This window comes from Pseudomonas sp. HP_08 (assembly GCF_055284095.1).
On sequence record NZ_JBTOQC010000012.1, the window covers coordinates 258,878 to 277,860 of the forward strand.

The window sequence follows — 18,983 nt, forward strand, 5'->3', positions numbered from 1 at the left end:
GTTTTCCATGAGGAATGAGCGCGATGAGCCAAGACACTCAAGTGAACCTGAAACGCTTTGTCGAACGCGCCAGGGCCGGGGAAATCCATGAACTGGAGCTGTTCTCTCTGGAGGGCGGTTTCTACCTGCTGCGGGTAAAGTCTCAACACGGCAGCCATTACCTGGTCGATGAGCGCGGCGAAACCCTGCGCCTGCGTTCAACCACGCATCTGCGCGACTTGCTGCATGAATACGCCTTGCCGGCGCTGCCTTGCGTGCTGGTGCAGCACGTGGTCCACGATGAAATGTGCGGGCGCCGCGACGGGCCGATCGAACCGTTGCGCCTGCCGGTGAGCCTGGAACGGCAGTGGTAAACCATCCACCACCGCGTCTGGGGCTGATTCTGGGCGACCAGTTGTCGTTCAACCTCGACCTGCTGCACGCGCTGGACCCGCAGCGCGATGTGCTGCTGATGGCCGAAGTCGAGGGCGAGGCGCGGTACGTGCCGCATCATCCCCAGAAAATCGTGCTGATCTTCAGTGCCATGCGCCATTTCGCCGAGGCGTTGCGCGAACGTGGCTGGCAAGTGGTGTATGTGCGCCTGGATGCGCCGGGCAACAGCGGCAGTATCGCGGGTGAGCTGAGCCGCTGGCAGCACACATTGGGGGCGTCGCAGTTACACGTGACCGAGTGCGGCGAATGGCGCCTGGAGCAGGCGCTGCATGACAGCGGCTTGCCGTTGGTATGGCACGCGGACCGGCGCTTTCTGTGCTCGCGCCAGGCATTTGCCGGCTGGGCCAGCGGCCGCGATCAGTTGCGCATGGAACCGTTCTACCAGTGGATGCGCAAACGCAGCGGCCTGTTGCTCGACGCCGATGGCAGCCCGCTGGGCGGCAGCTGGAATTTCGACAGCAGCAACCGCAAGTCCCTCCCACGCTGCCTGCGCGGGCCGTTTGCCGCACACTTTGCCCATGACGCCATTACCCTTGAGGTGCTGACGCTGGTACGCGAGCGTTTCAGTGACCATTACGGCGCTGTCGACAGTTTCGATTACCCGGTGACTCATCAACAGGCGCAGGCGCTGTGGCTGCACTTTCTCGACTTTTCGCTGGCCGCCTTTGGTGACTATCAGGACGCCATGGCCGAGGGCGAGCCGTTCCTGTTTCATGCGCGGATCAGCGCCGCGCTGAACATCGGCTTGCTCGACCTGCGCCAGCTGTGCAGCGATGTCGAGGCCGCGCATCGTCAGGGCAGGGTCAAGCTCAATGCGGCCGAGGGCTTTATCCGCCAACTGATTGGCTGGCGTGAGTACGTGCGCGGCATCTACTGGCTGCGCATGCCTGAATACGCCGAACTGAATGCCTTCGGCAATCAACGGCCGTTACCGGAGTTTTACTGGACCGGCGCCACCGGCATGCGCTGCATGGCCCAGGCCATCGGCCAGACGCTGGAGCACGGTTATGCGCACCACATTCAGCGGCTGATGGTCACCGGCAATTTTGCCTTGCTGGCCGGCATCGTACCGTCGGCCATTTGCGACTGGTACCTGGCGGTCTATCTGGACGCCTTCGACTGGGTTGAATTGCCCAACACGCTGGGCATGGTGATGCACGCCGATGGCGGCTACCTGGGCTCCAAACCTTATTGCGCCAGTGGCCGTTACATTCAGCGGATGTCCGACCATTGCGACAACTGTCAGTACCGGGTCGATCGCTCCGTGGAAGAGGATGCCTGCCCGTTCAATGCGCTTTACTGGCACTTTCTGCTGCGTCACCAACAAGCACTGGCCGCCAACCCGCGCCTGACCATGGTTTACCGCAACCTGCACGACATGCCTGAAAGCCGCCAGCAAGCGCTGTGGCAACGCGGCGAACGCTTGCTGGCCCGGCTCGATGCAGGAGAGACTCTTTGAAGCGTGTAAAAAAGGCCGATTTGCCGCACAAGACCTGCGTGGTGTGCGGCCTGCCGTTCAGTTGGCGCAAGCGCTGGGAAAAATGCTGGGACGAGGTTCGCTATTGTTCCGAGCGCTGCCGCAGGTCGCGCCATGGCAGCAATGCCCGAACGCCATAACAGCTAGACAAGCCTGCACCTTGGAGGCTGTGGCGCTGGCTGCTAGCCTGCGCAATGCCCCTGGATACGGAACCGCGCCTCATGCCCAACGATCTGCCCCGTGAACTGCTTATTAATGGACCGGTCGGTCACATTGAATTGTTTATCGATGCGCCCGCACAACCTGCCAAAGGCATTGTGCTGATCAGCCACCCTCAGCCCTTGCTGGGTGGCAGCCCACGGCATGTGGTGCCGCTGACCCTGGCGCGGCATTTATGTGCCGACGGCTGGCTGGTGGTGCGCCCAGGCTTTCGCGGCGTAGGCAACAGCGCCGGCACCTATGACGAGGGGCAGGGCGAAACCCAGGACAGCCTGGCGGTGGTCGAGTATTTCAAGGGCCGATACCCTGATCTGCCGCTTGCGCTGGTGGGGTTCTCGTTTGGCGCGCATGTGTTCGCACACGTGGCCTGCGCCGTGTCCCAGCCTCTGCATGCCGTCGCGCTGTTGGGGCTGCCGGTGGCTGAGGTGCCGGGCGGCCGCTATTACCAGCCTTTGCCGCTGCCGACCGACTGCCTGCTGTTGCATGGCGAGCTGGACGAAATGGCGCCCTTGGCAAATCTGCTTGACTGGGCGCGGCCTGATCAGCGCCCGGTCACGGTGTTTGCGGGCGCCAATCATTTCTTCAAGGGCTGCCTGAGCGTGGCCGCCGAGCAGGTGGCACGCCACCTGAACGGGGCGTTATCTTCAAGCGGTCAATAACGCCAGGCTCATTTGCAACACCCAGGCCTCGATCCAGGTTTCATCGACGGGCACACGCCGGCGACGCATGCCGTCGGCGGCCTGCACCAGTGCCAGGATCGCTTCGGCCGAGCTGTGGCTGTCCTGGCATTTGAAACTGCCCGCGCGCTGGCCACGCTCGATGATCTGCCGCAACGGCGCCTGCAAGCGATCCATCTTCTGATCGATCCACGGCCGTAGCGCCGGTTCTACATGGCAGATTTCATGGCACAGCACCCGCTCTTCACAGGGATAGGAGCGCTGACGCTTGAGCAGGAAAACCAGATAACCGTGCAGGTCGCGGCTGAATCGCCCGGTGCGCCAGGCGTGTACGCGCCGCTCGATGATGTCCTGCAGCACATCGACCAGCAGGTCCTGCTTGCTGGCGACATGGTGATACAGGCTGCCGGGTTGCAAACCCACCTTACCGGCGAGCTGGCGCATGCTCATCGCGCCGTAGCCGGCCTCGGCCATCAGTTCGCGTGCGGCCTGCAACAGAAAATCCGGGCTGCTACAGGCCGGTTCAGCCATGGTCGGCGGCCTGTTCGAGGATGGCGCGGGCGCGCAGGATCACCGGCGCATCGACCATCTGGCCGTCGAGGGTGAAGACGCCGGCGCCGCTCTCGGCACCGGCCACCACGCGCCGCGCCCACTCAAGCTCACTGGCTGACGGTTGCAGCGCCCGGTGAATCACCGCGACCTGGCTGGGGTGAATGCACAACGCGCCGCCAAAGCCCATGTCACGGGCAAACTGAACGTGGCGGTGTAAACCCTCGGTGTCCTGGATAGCCGGAAAGACGCCGTCCAGTGGCGCCGCCAGTCCGGCAACGCGGCTGTGCAGCAGCACGGCATAGCGGGCGTGGCTCAGCACCTGTTCGGCCGCCTCGCTGCCGGTGCGCAGGTTCAGGTCCAGGCCAAGGTCGAGGCTGCCGAACGACAAACGCTCGACACCGGCGCTGGCCGCAATGTGCGCCAGCGCAACCAGGCCTTTGGCGCTTTCGATGATGGGCCACACCGGTTTGCCCGTCGCATGCGCCAGCCGCACCTGCCCGGCGGTTTCGGCCTTGGGCAGCAGAATGCCGCTGACGCCGGCATGGCGCTGACACAACGCCAGATCGGCTTCGTGCGCCCAGTGCTCCGGCGCATTGACCCGCACCAGCACCTGCGCGTCCGGCTGCTGTTGTAGAAAGGCCGCCAGATTGTCGCGGGCCTGTTCCTTGGCGCTTTCTTCGACGGCATCTTCCAGGTCGACGATAACCCGGTCCGCGCCGCTGGCCAGCGCCTTGGCAATACGTTCCGGGCGGCTGGCCGGCACGAACAGCGCTGAACGTACGACAGCCGCAGTCATTGCGCGTCCTCCGTTGTGAACTCGACTTCGCCGGCCTGGGCCATGCCCGACCCGGTGCTGGCCCAGAGTTGCGCCTTGCCGTCTTCAAGCCGTCGGCCGCCGACCTCGAAAGGCGTCGGCGAGATCAATGGCCGCAGGCCGCGAAAGCTGAAGCGCTGCACCGTGGCTGTCGGGTTGGCACGCTGAAAGGCGCGCAGGTTAAGCGTGGCAATCAGCGGGCCGTGGACCACCAGCCCCGGATAACCTTCGGTTTCGGTGACATACGGCCAGTCGTAATGAATCCGGTGGCCATTGAAGGTCACCGCCGAATAGCGAAACAACAAGGTCGCGTCCGCCTGCACGGTTTCTTGCCACTCGGCGACGGGTGCCGCCTCGGTACCGCCGAGTTTGGGCGGCGTCGGTTCGCGGTAGACGATGTCCTGTTCTTCGACCAGCAGCGTGTCGCCATCCTGGAGGTATTCATGGCGCACGGTGACGAACAGCAGTGAACCGGTGCGGCCGTGCTTTTCTTCGACATTGAGAATCGTCGAGCGCCGCGACACCTCGGCGTCCACGCGCAGCGGCTGAATGAAGTGCAGGCGGCCGCCGGCCCACATGCGGTTGCGGTTATCAGCCGGCGGCAGGAAACCACCACGCGCCGGATGGCCGTCGCCGCCCAGGCCGGCAGCCTCGACTGGCTCCTGAAAAAATGCCCAGTGCCACAGCAGCGGCAGGGCGCTACCGGCCTCAGGTGTCGGTTCGCTGAGTGTGGCGGCGATGCGCTTGACCAGCGTGGGAGTGATGCGGTCGTGGCTGGTTTCGGTACGGCCGATCCAGGCACTGAAGTCTTGAGTTGGCATGCAAATGTCCTTGTTCAAAGCCTGATGGCAGTCAAATGACCCCGGCGCTGTGCAATTGCTCGATGCGCTCGCTGGACAGGCCCAGCTCGGCAAGAATGCTGGCGCTGTGTTCGCCCAGTGCCGGCACCGGGTCCATGCGCGGACTGAAGGCGTTGCTGTTGGCCGGCGGCAACAGGCTGGGAATATGGCCGGCCGGCGTTGCGACCTGACACCAGCGTTCGCGGGCCTGTAACTGCGGATGTTCCCACACGCCCTGCATGTCGTTGACCCGCGCATTGGCGATGCTGGCCTGGTCGAGACGCTGGATCACCGTGTCGAAATCCAGCGTGGCAAAGGCCTGGACAATCAGCGCCCGCAAGGCCTCGCGGTTTTCCACACGCTTGAAGTTAGCCTCGAAACGCGGGTCATCGGCCAGGGCCGGCTGCACCAGCACCTGCTCGCAGAACAGCCGCCATTCGCGTTCGTTTTGCAGGCCCAGCATCACCGTGCTGCCATCGCCGATCGGAAACGGCCCGTACGGGTAGATCGTGGCGTGCGCCGCGCCCGCACGCGGCGGCGGGCTGGCGCCGTCGTAGGCGTAATACAGCGGGTAATTCATCCACTCGACCAGGCTTTCGAGCATCGACACCTCGACATGGCTGCCTTCACCGGTCTTGCCGCGCAGCAACAGCGCCGACAGCACGCCGGTGTAGGCGTACATGCCAGCGGCGATATCGGCTATCGAGTTGCCGGCCTTGGCCATCTGTTCTTCGCCCGCGCCACCGGTCACCGAAAGAAAGCCGCCTTCGCTCTGGATCAGCAGGTCATAGGCTTTTTTCTGTTCATAAGGGCCACCGGCACCGTAGCCGGAAATATCGCAGACGATCAGCCGCGGAAAGCGCGCATGCAGCGCCTCGAACGACAAACCCAGGCGCGCCGCGGCCCCCGGCGCGAGGTTTTGCACCAGCACATCGGCCTGTTCCAGCAGTTGATCAAGAATCTCGCAAGCCGGGTCCTGCTTGAGGTCCAGGGTCAGGCTTTGCTTGGAGCGGTTGGTCCACACGAAATGCGAGGCCAGGCCATTGACGCGCTGGTCGTAGCCCCGGGCAAAATCGCCGGTGCCCGGGCGCTCGACCTTGATGACCCGCGCGCCCAGGTCCGCCAGTTGGCGGGTGCAGAAGGGCGCAGCAATCGCGTGTTCGAGGCTGACGACCGTGATGCCGTCCAGCGGGCGCATGTTCATGGCGTTTTCTCTCTTGTTATCCATGTTTGGGCGGTGAAACGTTCGGTCTAAAAAGAACGCGGCAGCTCCAGCAGGTGTTCGGCCACATACGACAGGATCAGGTTGGTCGAGATCGGCGCGACCTGGTACAGCCGGGTCTCGCGGAACTTGCGCTCCACGTCATATTCGTTGGCAAAGCCAAAGCCGCCGTGGGTCTGCAGGCAAGCGTTGGCCGCCTCCCAACTGGCCTTGGCCGCCAGGTACTTGGCCATGTTGGCGGCGGCACCGGCGTTCTGGCCCTTGTCGTACAGCTCGCAGGCCTGCCAGCGCATCAGGTCTGCCGCTTCGATTTCGATGTGGGCCTCGGCAATCGGGAACTGCACGCCCTGGTTTTGTCCAATCGGCCGGCCGAAGACCACGCGATCACGCGCGTACTGGGCAGACTTTTCGATGAACCAGCGGCCGTCGCCAATGCACTCGGCGGCGATCAGCGTGCGCTCGGCATTCAGGCCGTCGAGGATGTAGCGGAAGCCTTTGCCTTCCTGGCCGATCAGGCTGCTGGCCGGAATCTCCAGGTTGTCGAAGAACAGCTCATTGGTCTCGTGGTTGACCATATTGGCAATCGGCTGCACGGTCAGGCCGTTGCCGATGGCCTCACGCAAGTCGACCAGAAAGATCGACATGCCTTCGGATTTCTTCGTCACCTCGGCCAGCGGTGTAGTACGCGCCAGCAGGATCATCAGGTCGGAATGCTGGACCCGCGAGATCCACACCTTCTGGCCGTTGATCACGTACTTGTCGCCCTTGCGCACCGCCGTGGTCTTGATCTTGGTGGTGTCGGTGCCGGTGGTGGGCTCGGTCACCGCCATCGACTGCAAGCGCAGCTCGCCGCTGGCGAAACGCGGCAGGTAATAGCTTTTCTGTTCTTCATTGCCGTTACGCAGCAAGGTGAACATGTTGTACATCTGCCCGTGAATGGTGCCGGAGTTGCCGCCGCAGCGGTTCACCTCTTCAAGGATCACCGAAGCTTCGGCCAGGCCCAGGCCCGAGCCGCCGTATTCTTCAGGGATCATCGCCGACAGCCAGCCGGCCTCGGTCATGGCGGTGACGAAGGCTTCGGGAAAGCCCTTTTCTTCATCGATCCTGCGCCAGTATTCGGCCGGAAAGTCGCCACACAGGGCGCGCACGCCTTCGCGGATGGCGTTGAGTTCATCGTTGTCGTAGTCGCTCATGCGTGTTCTCCAGATCAGGTCGGCTGAAAGCCAAGCGCTGCGCGGAAGCGGTTCTTGATGTAGAAACCGTCGCGCGGTGGCAATACGCGCGGCGGGTTCTCGGCCTTGATCTTGACCGTGGCCAGCTTCACGCCCTCGCGCGTGGCGAAGCGTTCGCGCAGGTCGTGTACGCCATCGAGGTCGCGGATCTCGCCGGTCCAGCTGAAACCGCAGGTCTGCGCGACCTGATCGAGCTTTATGCCGAAACCGGCGTGGCTGATCTGCATGCCGGTTTCGCCGAAGTGGCCGTTGTCCAGCACCACCACGGTCAGGTTGGCAGGCTTTTGCAGGGCCACAGTGGCGAGGGCGCCAAAGCCCATCAGCAGTTCACCGTCGCCGGTAATCACCACCACCGACTTGTCCGGCTGGGCATTGGCCAGGCCCAGGCCGACGGTGATCGAGCTGCCCATCGCCGCCCACAGGTAGTAGTTGTTGTCGTGGTCGCCGGCGGCCATGACATCGTAAGAGGCCGAGCCCAGGCCGGTGACCACCAGCACATCCTTACGGTCGGCGAGCAGGGTGCGTACCACTTCGCGGCGGCAGAGGCTGTGATTAGCACTTACTTGACCCATTTCTTTTCTCCGATCAGGCGCTGACCGAGCAGCAGTGCGGTGGCAGAATCGCCGTTGAACGCCATGGTGGCGGCGCCGTGCAGCAGCGGCGCGACGTCTTCGGGCACATCGGCGCGCCAGGTCATCACTTTCATCAGGTTCAGCGCGGCCTCGGTGGCCTGGCCCATGGGGTTTTGCCAGGCGTTGAATTCAGCCCAGTCGCCACGCATGGTCACCACCATCAGCAGCGGAAAACCGGCGCAGTTCTGCAAGGCCAGGGTGTTGATGCAGTTGCCGACACCGCTAGACTGCATCAACAGCGCGCCGCGCTCGCCGCCCAGCCAGGCGCCGGCGAGATAACCAATGCCTTCTTCTTCAGTGGTCAGCACCACGGCCTTGATATCGGGGTCGGTATAGGCCATGCGGATCGAGGCGCTGTGGCCTGCATCCGGCACGAACACAATGTGTTTGACGTCATGGGCCTTGAGTACGCTGAACACGTCCTCTTGCCAGTGTTGTTCAGTTTCTTGCGATGACATGAGTGTCTCCCGTACGTATTGCTCTTGTTATGGATGGTGCTTTTGTCGGGGTTCAGCATGGGGTGAAGCAGCGGACACGACGACTACCGTTTTTCTCTTTGAGATATGCCGTGCGGGCATCGATAGCCAGTGGTGCAACGCTACTCCAGAGCGTTGCCCTGAATAAGAGCGCGGGGCGTCTAACAGCTATGCCCGAATGCTATAGCTGGCCGGGGCGGTGCTTGTTTAGACTGGGGGCCAACAGTGCGGTTATCAGTGAGTCAACCCATGGACGTCGTTCAGCTCAAAACCCTGATTCATGTGGCCGAACTCGGCAGCCTCAGCAAGGCCTCCGACCGGCTGCACATCGCCCAGCCGGCATTGAGTCGCCAGATCCGGCAACTGGAAAAGGAACTGGGCGTTTATCTGTTCGAGCGCCACGGACGCGGCATGGTCATCACCGAGGCTGGCAATGAAGTGCTGCAACACGCAACGCGGATCATGGATGAACTCGAAGCGATCCGCAGTTCGGTGTCCGGTGGGCACAGCTCCTTGCGCGGCGCCGTGGCCATCGGCACCACGCCGACCATTGCCGAAATTGCCACCGTGCCCCTGATCAAGCGCATCCGCGAGGCGCATCCGCAGCTGTCGATCCGACTTTCTTCGGCGTTCAGTGGCTATCTGGTCGACTGGCTGCAACGCGGTGAGCTGGAGCTGGCGATCTCTTACGACCTTGAGCCATTGAACACGCTGCGCATCGTGCCGGTGATGATGGAAACCCTGATTCTGGTCGGCCCGGTCAGCGCCGGCCTGAACATGCACACGCCGGTCAACTTCAGTCATCTCGCTGGCGAGTCGCTGGTGCTGCCCAGCGCCCGGCATGGCTTGCGCAAGATTCTGGATCAGTGCGCCCTTGACGTCGGCTTCAAGCTGGTCACGCACGTCGAGGCCGATTCCTTTGGCGCCATGATCGACCTGGTTCGTCATGGCTTTGGCTTTACCGTACTGCCCCTGGCTTCGATCTACGGCCACTTGCAGAACGGCACCTTGTGCGCCGCACCGCTGATCGAGCCGACGCCGATGCGCAAGGTAGTGATGGTGTCACCGGCAGACCGCCGCGTCAGCCCGGCGACACGCTATGTCGGGGAGACGTTTGTGCAACTGGCTTCAGAGCTGGTAGAGCAGGGGATCTGGGCGGGGCACATGCTTTAGAAAAGCTCCAGCGAGGCGGGGCGCTGGCGGTATTCAGCGGCGCAAGGATAAGGGTCATTGCGCCGCCAGCGATTTTGATGCGCCGCTTTACGGCAGCGGGTTGCCGCCCGTCACACCGAAGATTTCACCGGTGATGTAACTCGACTCCTGACTGGCCAGCAGCACATAGATCGGTGCGCATTCAGCCGGCTGGCCGGGACGGCCCATCGGCGTCTCGGAGCCGAAATCCGGAATCTTTTCCTGCGGCTGGCCGCCACTGGGTTGCAGCGGTGTCCAGAACGGGCCGGGCGCTACGGCATTGACCCGAATGCCCTTGCCGATCACCTGTTTGGCCAAGGCTTTGGTGAACGCCACGATCGAAGATTTGGTTGGCGCGTAATCCAGCAGGGTTTCCGAAGGCTGGTAGGCCTGGATCGAGGTGGTGTTGATGATGGTCGCCCCGGCAGGCAAGTGCGGCAACGCTGCCTTGCACAACCAGAACATGGCATAGACATTGGTCTTGAACGTGGCATCGAACTGCTCGGTGGTCAGATCGGCGATGTCTTTTTGCGCCGTTTGCTTGCCCGCCACGTTCACCAGAATATCCAGCCCGCCCAGTGCTTCGACGGCCTTGCTGATCAGGCTTTGGCAAAACTGCTCATCTTTCAGATCGCCAGCAATTGCGACGGCCTTGCGGCCTTCCGCTTCGATCAGCTTGATGACTTCCTGCGCGTCCTGCTCTTCTTCCGGCAGATAGTTCAGAACGATGTCGGCGCCTTCGCGGGCATACGCAATCGCTGCCGCCCGACCAATACCCGAGTCGGCACCGGTGATAAGTGCCTTGCGGTTTTTCAGGCGCCCGAAGCCTTTGTAGCTGGTTTCGCCGTGGTCCGCCGCTGGCTGCAACTTATGCACGGTGCCCGGCGCCGATTGTGGCTGCTCCGGAAATTTCGGGGTCGGGTACTGAGTCAACGGGTTCTGCATGCTGTACTGGTTTTCGGTCGCCATCGGTACTCTCCACAGTAAAAATCCAACACGGATGCCGATCGGATAACACCCGATCAGCATCGATCAGTCAGGAGAGTTGAAAGCCGCAGGAAGGCCATCGTTCAATTTTTTTCAGTGCCAGGAGAGCGGGCGGTTAATCGTTTCAGTCCAGGAAGCTGCGATCAAACAGGTACAGACTTTGCGGCTTCAGGTTATCCAGCGTTGCCTGCGGCCGGCCGCCTTCGCCGTTTTTCTTGCGCCCGGATTCTTGCAGGTAACCGGCTTCGATCATCTTCAACAGCCGTTGGCGGATGCTGGTCTTGAGCACCGGGCGCTGCAGCACCAGCGAAAAGATAGTTACCGCTTGCGGGGCACTGAATTCCGCGCCGAGGAACATCAGCGGCAAGCTGCTGTACATCGACTTGGAAAACAGACGCTCGTGGGCGCGGGCCACCAGCTCGTTGTGGTCGAAGGGCAGTTTGAACGCTCCGGAGGCGACGTCCCTGAGCGCAAAGAAACCCTGATTCGGCGCCAGTTCTACGCTGTCGCTGACGATCGCCAGGTAGAACGTCGAGGACGACCAGCAGCGCGGGTCACGAAAGGCATCGCCGACGGTGCCGACCTGCTCGGTCCAGGCCAGCGGCATGCCGACTTTGCTGGAACTGCGCAGACGCTCCAGGGCGTCCTCCAGCGTGCGGTCTTCGACATCGCCATTGACCACGATGCCGGGCAGCGCCCAGTGGTTGGCAAAAGGTTCGTTGTCACGCTGGTTCAACAGGATTTGCAGCGTCTGTGTGTCGCGGCAGTAGCGCAGCACGCACAAGTCGATGGTGTGCAGATAGGCACTTCTAGGGGCGATGCGGTCTTGCATGTCAGTTTCCGTGTGCGGCGTAGAGGCCATAGTTTAGCGGATTCATGCCTGGCGCCATCCAGTGGGTTGGCACCGGTTCGCCCTTGATCAGCCGCTCGCGCAGGGTGCTGCTGCGTACGCCGATCTGCTCGTCGATGCACACCACTGAAAATCGTTGCAGCAATTCATTGCCCCGATAGAAGCGGGGCAACTGCTCAAGCACGTCCGGGCCGACCACCAGCGCCACCTGCCGGTCGGCGATTCCCAGGCCGCGGGCCAGATAGTCGAGCAGGGTATAGCTGTAGATCGGGCCCGGCTGTACGGCGGCCAGTTGCGCCTCGATATCGCACACATCAATCCCGGCGGCGCAGTCCTTTCGGACATGGGCGACGATGCTGCTCAGCCATTTCAGGCGCAAGGCGTAATCGGCCATGCGCTTGCCATCGGGGTGCCTGAAGCTGGGCACCACCAGCACCTTATGCGCCTGGCGCGAAGCTTCGATCATCACGCTGGCATGGCCGGCGTGCGGCGGGTTGAAGGCGCCGCCGTAGAGCGCAATGTCATACATCGCAAAATCCTCAATAAGATCACGACGTGTACCTTAAGACAGATTGATCTGTGATGGAAGGGCTTGTTTCAGCGCTACCTGCATTATGGCTATTGTTCGCTGCCGTAACAGGGCTTGCGGGATATTTTCAGAAAGGGGTTGCAACATAGGTACACGACATGTACCTTTGGCTCATGCAAAGGAGGTACACGACATGAACCTTTCACTGAGAAACACGGCTTCTTTCGATGTCGATGCACAAAAGGGTTTTACCCCGCTGTGTCCCGATGAACTCCCGGTCACCGGCGGTGATCAGATCGGCGGCGAGCTGAATTTCATCGCAACCCTGGCCAGCCTGCGCCTCGGCAGCAAGGATGCCCACAGCCCGCAAGCACCCTGGGTGGTGGCGCAGCACACAGACATGTTGCAGCCCACCGGGCTTGAGCATGCCGACCTGACCTGGGTCAGCCACTGCGTGCCGGGCACTGAAGGTTTCACCCTGCTGGACGAACTGCCGGCGCCGTATGACTACGACTATTTCGTCTGGAAGGGCGTAGAGCCTGAGTTTCACCCGTACGGCGCGCTGTACCACGACCTGCACGGCAAGCTGTCGACCGGTGTTGTCGAGTACCTCAACAGCCGGGGCGTACAACAGGTCATCGTCGGCGGACTGGCACTGGATTACTGCGTCAAGACCACCGCCCTGCAACTGGCGGCGGCCGGCTTCAAGGTCATCGTGCACTTGCCGGCCTGCCGCGCGATCAGCGAGCCAGGCGCCATTCAAGCGATTGACGACATGCGTAAGGCCGGGATTGCCGTGGCGGCAACCCGTGAAGAAACCAGCCGATTGGCCACTCAATAAGGAGCGACACTCATGGACAGTGCATTCGATCGCAGCACCGGTGTTATCCAGAGCCTGCTGGACACCGACTACTACACCTTCACCATGATGCAGGCGGTGTTGCACCAGCACCCCAACGTCGATGTGGAGTACCTGTTCATCGTTCGCTCCAAAGAGTCGCTCGGCCACCTGATTCCCGAGATCCGTGACGAACTGGAAAAGCTTGCCGACCTGCAGATGCGCGAAGGCGAACAGCGCTTTCTGTTCAACAAGCGCTCCCGTGAATACTTGACCCCGGATTTCGAGCAGTTCCTGGGCCTGTTTCGCTTCAACCTGCGCTATATCCATGTTGCAGAGGTCGATGGGCAACTGAACATCCGTGTGCGCGGGCCGATGCTGCACTGCATCATGTTCGAGCAGCCGGTGCTGGCCATGGTCAGCGAGTTGCGCAACCGTGACAAATACCCGGACGTCGAACTGGCCGATGTCACCCGCAGGCTCTATCAGAAGTTCGAGTGGCTGGAGGAAAACGCCAGCCCTGAAGAGCTGGCCGAGTTGCGCGTTTCGGACTTCTCGACCCGCCGGCGCTTGTCGTTCCGTGCCCAGCGCGAAGTGGTCGACATCATGCGCAAGGACTTTCCCGGTGTGTTTGTCGGCACCAGCAATGCGCACATTGCCTACGAATTCGATCTGCCGCTGATCGGCACCATGGCTCACCAATGGCTGATGGTGCACCAGCAACTGGGGCGCCTGCGCGAGAGCCAGAGCGCCGCGCTGGAAAACTGGGTGCATGAATACCGTGGTCGTCTGGGCATTGCCTTGACCGACTGCATCAGCACCGATTTCTTCCTCAAGGACTTCGACCTGTACTTCGCCAAGCTGTACGACGGCCTGCGTCAGGACTCCGGTGACCCGATCGTCTGGGCCGACAAGGTGTTGCAGCGTTATCAGGAACTGGGCATCGACCCCAGGACCAAGGACTTGATGTTCTCCGATGGCCTGAACTTCGAGAAGTGCCTGCCGATCCTGCGCCATGTTCGTGGCAAGGCGCGCGTCGGTTTTGGCATGGGCACCAGTCTGGCTTGCGATGTCGACGGTGTCGAGCCGCTGAGCATCGTGATGAAACTGGTGCGGGTACACGGTGAGCCGGTGGTGAAGTTTTCCGATGACCCGATCAAGAACGTGTGCGAAGACGCCTCGTTCCTGCAATACGCCGCCCAGGTATTCAACGTCGATCTGAACAACCAATAACGGAGCGTTCGCCATGAGCACACTACAGACAGACATCGCCCGCGATCTGGGCATTGACCGCCAGTGGCAAGCCGGCAGCGAGCAACAGCACATCGCCCGGCGCGTCGACTTCATCAAAAACGTCTTGAAAGACTCAGGCTGCAAGACCCTGGTGCTGGGCATCAGCGGCGGTGTCGACTCGCTGACCACAGGACGGTTGTGCCAGCTGGCGGTGGAGCAACTGCGCGGGCAGGGGCATGACGCCCGCTTTATCGCCGTGCGCCTGCCTTACCGCACCCAGGCCGATGAAAGCGATGCGCAGGCCTCCCTGGACTTCATTCGCCCGGACCTGATTACCACGACCAACATTGCCGAAGGCGTGGACGGCTTGATGGCCGCCATCGACATCGAAGGCTTGCAGCCGTCGCCCGAACTGACCGACTTCGCCAAAGGCAACGTCAAGGCCCGTGCGCGGATGGTGGCGCAGTACGCGATCGCCAACTTCACCAACGGCCTTGTAGTCGGCACCGACCACGCGGCTGAAGCGCTGATGGGCTTTTTCACCAAGTTCGGTGACGGCGCCTGTGACTTGGCACCGCTGTCGGGGCTGACCAAGGGCCAGGTACGCTTACTAGCCGCTGCACTCGGGGCACCGGCGCAACTGGTTTACAAGGCACCGACGGCCGATCTTGAAGAACTGCAACCCGGCAAGCTGGATGAAGTGGCTTACGGCTGCAGCTATGCAGAACTTGATGCCTATCTGATGGGCGAAGAAGTGACGCCGACGACCCAGGCAATCATTGAGGCGGCTTATAGGCGTACTGCGCATAAACGCCAGTTGCCGAAGGTGCCGTAAGAAAATCTGGAGAGTCGTTATTATTATTGATCAGGGCCGGCAAACTTTTGCGGGTTCTGATTGTCTCGCGCCTTTTAAAACATGCTCTTGGTCAGCGACTGAAGTTGGGTCGCTGATATTTCTTTATGTACCTTTAATGATGATGGCGATTTGCCTGATCCGTGTGGTAGCATCCCTGCATAATATGCACTAAGGTCGCCCTCTTTGAGGGCCGACTCACTCTTCTTGCTCAATGTCCTACTCGAGAGCCCAAGTATCAAACTTGATACTTTCCCCACGCATTGATGACAACCGTCGACAAGGCTGGCGCCTTGCCGAGCCAATGGATGGCCTTCCGGAATTTTAAAATAGTCGGGTGCTGAAGATAGCCCATGCAGGCTATTTCCAGCGTATCCATCCATCACGTTTGTAAACACTGAGTGGCGCACATGTTCGATGCGGTAGAGAAGGGATTGGGGAATATAAGTGTCAGGTCCAAACTGGCCCTGGGCTTTATTGTGGTTTTATTGTTGACCATCATGATCGCTGTCGTGGGTTGGTCCGGGCTCAACGGCCTGGGTGAGCGCAGTGCCAGGCTGAGCAGCATTGCCAAGATCAATGAAGTGGTGCGCGACATGCGCATTGCGCGCCTGAGTTATACGATTACGCCAGACGCTGCACGCGCCGCCGCTGTAATTAAAGTGATGGACGACCTTGATGCCCGAATCGATGAGTTGGCGAAAAAGTTTACCGACCCTGCCGATCTGCGTCTGGTCCAGGAAGTCGACAGTGCGGTACTGAGTTACCGTGGCCACTTTCAGGATTTTGTCCAAGCCACAGAAGCGCGCAGCGAGGTGAACTCCCGGCAGGCCCAGTCTGCTCTGGACGGCGATATCAAGGCCCTGTTTACTGCCAGCGGGCATTTGACAGACAGTCAGTCCAAAAAGCGTGACGCTGAAGTGCAAACCGCCGGCGAAAGGCTGATCGGCGCCACCGTTCTGGCCTTGTTGCTGGGGCTGCTGGCCTCATGGCTGATTACCCGGTTGATCGTCGTGCCGTTGAATGAAGCGCTGCAAAGCGCCGAACGGGTGGCCGAAGGCAACCTGAGCCACGACATCCAGGTGTCACGTCGCGATGAACTGGGCATGTTGCAGGCCAGCATGCAGCGTATGACCGTGAACCTTCGTCAGTTGATTGGCGGCTTGCGCGACGGTGTCATACAGATTTCCAGCGCCGCCGAAGAGCTGTCTGCCGTCACCGAGCAGACCAGTGCGGGCGTCAACAGCCAGAAAGTCGAGACCGACCAGGTGGCAACCGCCATGAACGAAATGGCGGCCACCGTGCAAGAGGTCGCGCGCAGTGCCGAAGAGGCCTCGCGTGCGGCGGTCAATGCCGCCCAGGAGGCCCGCGAGAGCGACACGGTCGTCACCCAGGCGATCGAGCAGATTACCCATCTGGATGCGGAAGTCGGCAACTCGACCGAGGCCATGGCCGAGCTCAAGCGTGAAAGCGACAAGATCGGCACGGTGCTGGACGTGATCAAGTCGGTCGCGCAACAGACCAATCTGCTGGCCTTGAACGCCGCGATTGAAGCGGCGCGTGCCGGTGAAGCCGGGCGCGGCTTTGCCGTGGTGGCCGATGAAGTGCGCAGCCTGGCGCAACGCACCCAGACCTCGACCGAAGAAATCGAAGCGCTGATCGGCGGCCTGCATCGACGCACCCAGCAAGTGGCAGACACCCTGGATAAAAGCCGCGCACTGACCGGTAACAGCGTCGACCTGACGCGCCGTGCCGGTTCGTCGCTGCTGAAGATCACCCGATCTGTCGCCACCATCGAGTCGATGAACCTGCAGATTGCAGCCGCCTCCGAACAGCAGAGCGCCGTGGCGGACGAGATCAACCGCAGCGTGCTCAATGTGCGCGAAGTGTCCGAACAGACCGCCGCCGCCAGCGAGGAAACGGCCGCCTCCAGTATTGAGCTGGCGCGCCTTGGCGTGCACCTGCAAACCCTGGTGGGCCGGTTCCAGATTTGACTGTTCAGGCCCCGTCGCGTCATGCACCGACGGGGTCTTGCTGACTTTTCAGGCCTTCACAAAACTGCTTGAGCGCTTCGCCGGCCTTGACCAGCGAAGCATCATCAATCGCGTAGGCAATGCGCAAATGCCCCGCGACGCCAAAGCCGCTGCCTTGCACAACGGCCACATCGTTCTCTTCGAGCAAGGCCAGCGCCACGTCTTCATCGGTTGTCAGCACGCGGCCTTGCGCCGAGGTCTTGCCCAGCAAGCCTGTGCAGTTGGCAAACACATAAAAGGCCCCGGCCGGGCATTCACAGTGCAAGCCTGGAATGGCATTGATCAGCCGCACCATCAAATCGCGACGACGCTGGAACACCTCGCGGCTCTGGGCAATGAAGTCCTTGGGGCCTTGCAGCGCGGCAATCGCGGCCTGCTGGGAAATCGAACAGGCGCCCGAGGTCTGTTGGCCCTGAAGTTTCTCCATGGCGGCCAGCAACCAGCGTGGCCCGGTGGCAAAACCGATGCGCCAGCCGGTCATGGCGTAGGCTTTGGACACGCCGTTCATGGTCAGGGTGCGCTCGGCCAGGCGCGGCTCGACCTGGGCCAGGGTGTAGAACGTCTGGTCGTCGAACAGCAGGTGTTCGTAGATATCGTCGGCCAGCACCAGCACCTGCGGGTGGTCGAGCAGCACGCCGGCCAAAGCCTGCAGCTCATCACGGCTGTACACCGCACCGGTCGGATTGGACGGCGAGTTGATGATCAGCCAGCGGGTGCGCGGGGTGATGGCAGCGGCCAGTGCCTGCGGCGTCAGCTTGAAGCCGCTGCTGGCGTCACACGTGACGGTCACGCAGCGCGCGCCGCACAGTTGCACCATTTCCGGGTAGCTGACCCAGTACGGCGCCGGCACGATGACTTCGTCACCGTCGTTGAGCGTGGCCGACAGCGCGTTGTAGATCACCTGTTTGCCGCCACTGCCGATCAGGGTGTCCTGCCACTCGACCTGCAACCCGTTTTCGCGGCGAAACTTGGCGGCGACCGCTTCACGCAGCGCGCGGCTGCCGGCCACCTGGGTGTAGCGGGTGTGGCCCTGGTCGATCGCCTGTTTGGCGGCTTCGCGAATGTGCGCGGGCGTGTCGAAGTCCGGCTCGCCGGCGCACAGCGAAATAATCTGCGCGCCTTGGGCCCGGCGTTGCGCCACGCGGTCAATGATGCCGTAGGTGGCTGAAGGGCGGGCGCTGGCCAGCCGCTGGTTGAGTCGTTGCAGGTCGGCGTTCATAGTGCGCACTCCACATTGATCGCCTCGAACTGCGTGTCGTGCATCACCTCGGCAACCGACTGGCCGCTGCGCACCGCCGCGACCATGCCGCCCTGGCGGCGGGCGATGCGCTCGCCCAGATCGAGCACCTTGTCGATCTGCGCCTGCGCGATAAACACCGTGCCGCAGCTATCGGCAATCACATAGTCGTCCTCGCTGACGGCAACACCTGCCACCTCAAGGGTGCAGCCCGCATCGACCTGCACCACGCGGTTGCGGGCGCTGATCATGGTGACGCCACGCCCGTACACGGGATAGTCGATGTCGGCACTGCCATCGATGTCGCGGCTGTAGCCGTCGATCACCGTGCCGCGCACGCCCCTGGCAACGGCGGCATTGGCCAGAATGTCGCCCCAGCACGAAATGCCTTCGAGGCCGCCGGCGATCACCAGCACTCTGTCGCCGCTGGCAATGGCCTCGATCACCGGGGTAATCAGGTGCACGGTGGGCGCGTTGCCGGTCTTGGCCGCCAACTGCACGGTGCTGGCGCGGCCGACGATTTTGCCGCAGCCCCACAAAGGCCGCAGGCCGAACGTGGCACCGGGCAGATCAAGGAAATCCAGCGCATCGGACACGGTGTTGGTGTCCAGTGCCGCCAGCCGTTCGAGCGCGCAAGCCTGAGTCATGGGATGAACCTGA

At 62.0% G+C, this 18,983-nt stretch carries 21 protein-coding genes; 9 read left to right on the plus strand and 12 right to left on the minus strand.

Annotation, left to right across the window (positions count from 1 at the left end; translation table 11 throughout):
• Window positions 1–41: 41 nt before the first annotated feature.
• From ACYAS9_RS12750 to ACYAS9_RS12765, 4 genes are all read left to right on the plus strand, one after another.
• Window positions 42–353 (plus strand): DUF6482 family protein, encoded by a 312-nt coding sequence (locus ACYAS9_RS12750; RefSeq protein ID WP_463568927.1) that lies wholly within the window; start codon window positions 42–44, stop codon window positions 351–353.
• Entirely contained in the window at window positions 347–1,891 is a 1,545-nt protein-coding gene (locus ACYAS9_RS12755) for a cryptochrome/photolyase family protein (RefSeq protein ID WP_463568654.1), read from the plus strand. Before ACYAS9_RS12750 ends, ACYAS9_RS12755 begins: the two co-directional genes overlap by 7 nt.
• Window positions 1,888–2,049, plus strand: a complete 162-nt coding sequence (locus ACYAS9_RS12760) for a DUF2256 domain-containing protein (protein ID WP_463568655.1) — start codon at window positions 1,888–1,890, stop codon at window positions 2,047–2,049. The genes ACYAS9_RS12755 and ACYAS9_RS12760 overlap by 4 nt, the downstream gene beginning before the upstream one ends.
• Window positions 2,050–2,130: 81 nt before the next feature.
• On the plus strand, window positions 2,131–2,787 hold the full coding sequence (locus ACYAS9_RS12765; RefSeq protein ID WP_463568656.1) for an alpha/beta hydrolase: 657 nt from the start codon (window positions 2,131–2,133) through the stop codon (window positions 2,785–2,787).
• Here the strand turns inward: ACYAS9_RS12765 and ACYAS9_RS12770 are convergent.
• From ACYAS9_RS12770 to ACYAS9_RS12800, 7 genes are read right to left on the minus strand one after another with little or no spacing between them, the layout of a single operon-like run.
• Complete coding sequence (locus ACYAS9_RS12770) at window positions 2,773–3,336, minus strand: TetR/AcrR family transcriptional regulator (RefSeq protein ID WP_463568657.1); 564 nt, start codon at window positions 3,334–3,336, stop codon at window positions 2,773–2,775. The two genes, ACYAS9_RS12765 and ACYAS9_RS12770, sit on opposite strands and share 15 nt — an antisense overlap.
• Window positions 3,329–4,153, minus strand: a complete 825-nt coding sequence (locus tag ACYAS9_RS12775) for an HpcH/HpaI aldolase/citrate lyase family protein (protein ID WP_463568658.1) — start codon at window positions 4,151–4,153, stop codon at window positions 3,329–3,331. Before ACYAS9_RS12775 ends, ACYAS9_RS12770 begins: the two co-directional genes overlap by 8 nt.
• Window positions 4,150–4,992 carry an HTD2 family dehydratase gene (locus ACYAS9_RS12780; protein ID WP_463568659.1) on the minus strand — a complete coding sequence of 281 codons (843 nt, stop codon included), beginning with the start codon at window positions 4,990–4,992 and terminating at the stop codon, window positions 4,150–4,152. The genes ACYAS9_RS12775 and ACYAS9_RS12780 overlap by 4 nt, the downstream gene beginning before the upstream one ends.
• A 31-nt stretch (window positions 4,993–5,023) precedes the next feature.
• Window positions 5,024–6,214, minus strand: a complete 1,191-nt coding sequence (locus tag ACYAS9_RS12785) for a CaiB/BaiF CoA transferase family protein (RefSeq protein WP_463568660.1) — start codon at window positions 6,212–6,214, stop codon at window positions 5,024–5,026.
• A gap of 47 nt (window positions 6,215–6,261) precedes the next feature.
• Window positions 6,262–7,425 carry an acyl-CoA dehydrogenase family protein gene (locus tag ACYAS9_RS12790; RefSeq protein WP_463568661.1) on the minus strand — a complete coding sequence of 388 codons (1,164 nt, stop codon included), beginning with the start codon at window positions 7,423–7,425 and terminating at the stop codon, window positions 6,262–6,264.
• A gap of 14 nt (window positions 7,426–7,439) precedes the next feature.
• Window positions 7,440–8,036 (minus strand): thiamine pyrophosphate-dependent enzyme, encoded by a 597-nt coding sequence (locus ACYAS9_RS12795; protein WP_463568662.1) that lies wholly within the window; start codon window positions 8,034–8,036, stop codon window positions 7,440–7,442.
• Window positions 8,024–8,554 carry a thiamine pyrophosphate-binding protein gene (locus ACYAS9_RS12800; protein WP_463568663.1) on the minus strand — a complete coding sequence of 177 codons (531 nt, stop codon included), beginning with the start codon at window positions 8,552–8,554 and terminating at the stop codon, window positions 8,024–8,026. The genes ACYAS9_RS12795 and ACYAS9_RS12800 overlap by 13 nt, the downstream gene beginning before the upstream one ends.
• A gap of 267 nt (window positions 8,555–8,821) precedes the next feature.
• On the opposite strand from ACYAS9_RS12800, the gene ACYAS9_RS12805 reads away from it, so the two are divergent.
• Window positions 8,822–9,745, plus strand: coding sequence for a LysR family transcriptional regulator (locus ACYAS9_RS12805; RefSeq protein ID WP_463568664.1), 924 nt, complete (start codon window positions 8,822–8,824; stop codon window positions 9,743–9,745).
• A gap of 87 nt (window positions 9,746–9,832) precedes the next feature.
• Here ACYAS9_RS12805 and ACYAS9_RS12810 read toward each other — a convergent pair whose 3' ends face one another.
• The 3 genes from ACYAS9_RS12810 to ACYAS9_RS12820 form a co-directional block, all read right to left on the minus strand.
• Complete coding sequence (locus tag ACYAS9_RS12810) at window positions 9,833–10,732, minus strand: SDR family oxidoreductase (protein WP_463568665.1); 900 nt, start codon at window positions 10,730–10,732, stop codon at window positions 9,833–9,835.
• A gap of 142 nt (window positions 10,733–10,874) precedes the next feature.
• Window positions 10,875–11,582 carry an NUDIX hydrolase gene (locus ACYAS9_RS12815; protein WP_463568666.1) on the minus strand — a complete coding sequence of 236 codons (708 nt, stop codon included), beginning with the start codon at window positions 11,580–11,582 and terminating at the stop codon, window positions 10,875–10,877.
• Between the two features lies 1 nt (window position 11,583).
• The gene (locus ACYAS9_RS12820; RefSeq protein WP_463568667.1) at window positions 11,584–12,129 is read right to left on the minus strand and encodes an adenylyltransferase/cytidyltransferase family protein; all 546 of its coding nucleotides are present in this window, start codon (window positions 12,127–12,129) and stop codon (window positions 11,584–11,586) included.
• Window positions 12,130–12,322: 193 nt separating this feature from the next.
• On the opposite strand from ACYAS9_RS12820, the gene ACYAS9_RS12825 reads away from it, so the two are divergent.
• The 4 genes from ACYAS9_RS12825 to ACYAS9_RS12840 all read left to right on the plus strand — a co-directional run bounded on the left by ACYAS9_RS12825 (window position 12,323) and on the right by ACYAS9_RS12840 (window position 17,047).
• Window positions 12,323–12,970 carry an isochorismatase family protein gene (locus tag ACYAS9_RS12825; protein ID WP_463568668.1) on the plus strand — a complete coding sequence of 216 codons (648 nt, stop codon included), beginning with the start codon at window positions 12,323–12,325 and terminating at the stop codon, window positions 12,968–12,970.
• Window positions 12,971–12,982: 12 nt separating this feature from the next.
• Complete coding sequence (gene pncB / locus ACYAS9_RS12830) at window positions 12,983–14,200, plus strand: nicotinate phosphoribosyltransferase (protein WP_463568669.1); 1,218 nt, start codon at window positions 12,983–12,985, stop codon at window positions 14,198–14,200.
• Window positions 14,201–14,213: 13 nt separating this feature from the next.
• Window positions 14,214–15,035 (plus strand): ammonia-dependent NAD(+) synthetase, encoded by an 822-nt coding sequence (nadE, locus tag ACYAS9_RS12835; protein ID WP_463568670.1) that lies wholly within the window; start codon window positions 14,214–14,216, stop codon window positions 15,033–15,035.
• 428 nt (window positions 15,036–15,463) lie between these two features.
• Window positions 15,464–17,047, plus strand: coding sequence for a methyl-accepting chemotaxis protein (locus ACYAS9_RS12840; protein ID WP_463568671.1), 1,584 nt, complete (start codon window positions 15,464–15,466; stop codon window positions 17,045–17,047).
• A gap of 19 nt (window positions 17,048–17,066) precedes the next feature.
• On the opposite strand, the gene ACYAS9_RS12845 is transcribed toward ACYAS9_RS12840, so the two are convergent.
• Window positions 17,067–18,305: a pyridoxal phosphate-dependent aminotransferase gene (locus ACYAS9_RS12845; RefSeq protein WP_463568672.1), complete on the minus strand. Its 1,239-nt coding sequence runs from the start codon at window positions 18,303–18,305 to the stop codon at window positions 17,067–17,069.
• The gene (locus ACYAS9_RS12850; RefSeq protein WP_463568673.1) at window positions 18,302–18,970 is read right to left on the minus strand and encodes an RraA family protein; all 669 of its coding nucleotides are present in this window, start codon (window positions 18,968–18,970) and stop codon (window positions 18,302–18,304) included. Before ACYAS9_RS12850 ends, ACYAS9_RS12845 begins: the two co-directional genes overlap by 4 nt.
• Window positions 18,971–18,983 lie beyond the last annotated feature (13 nt).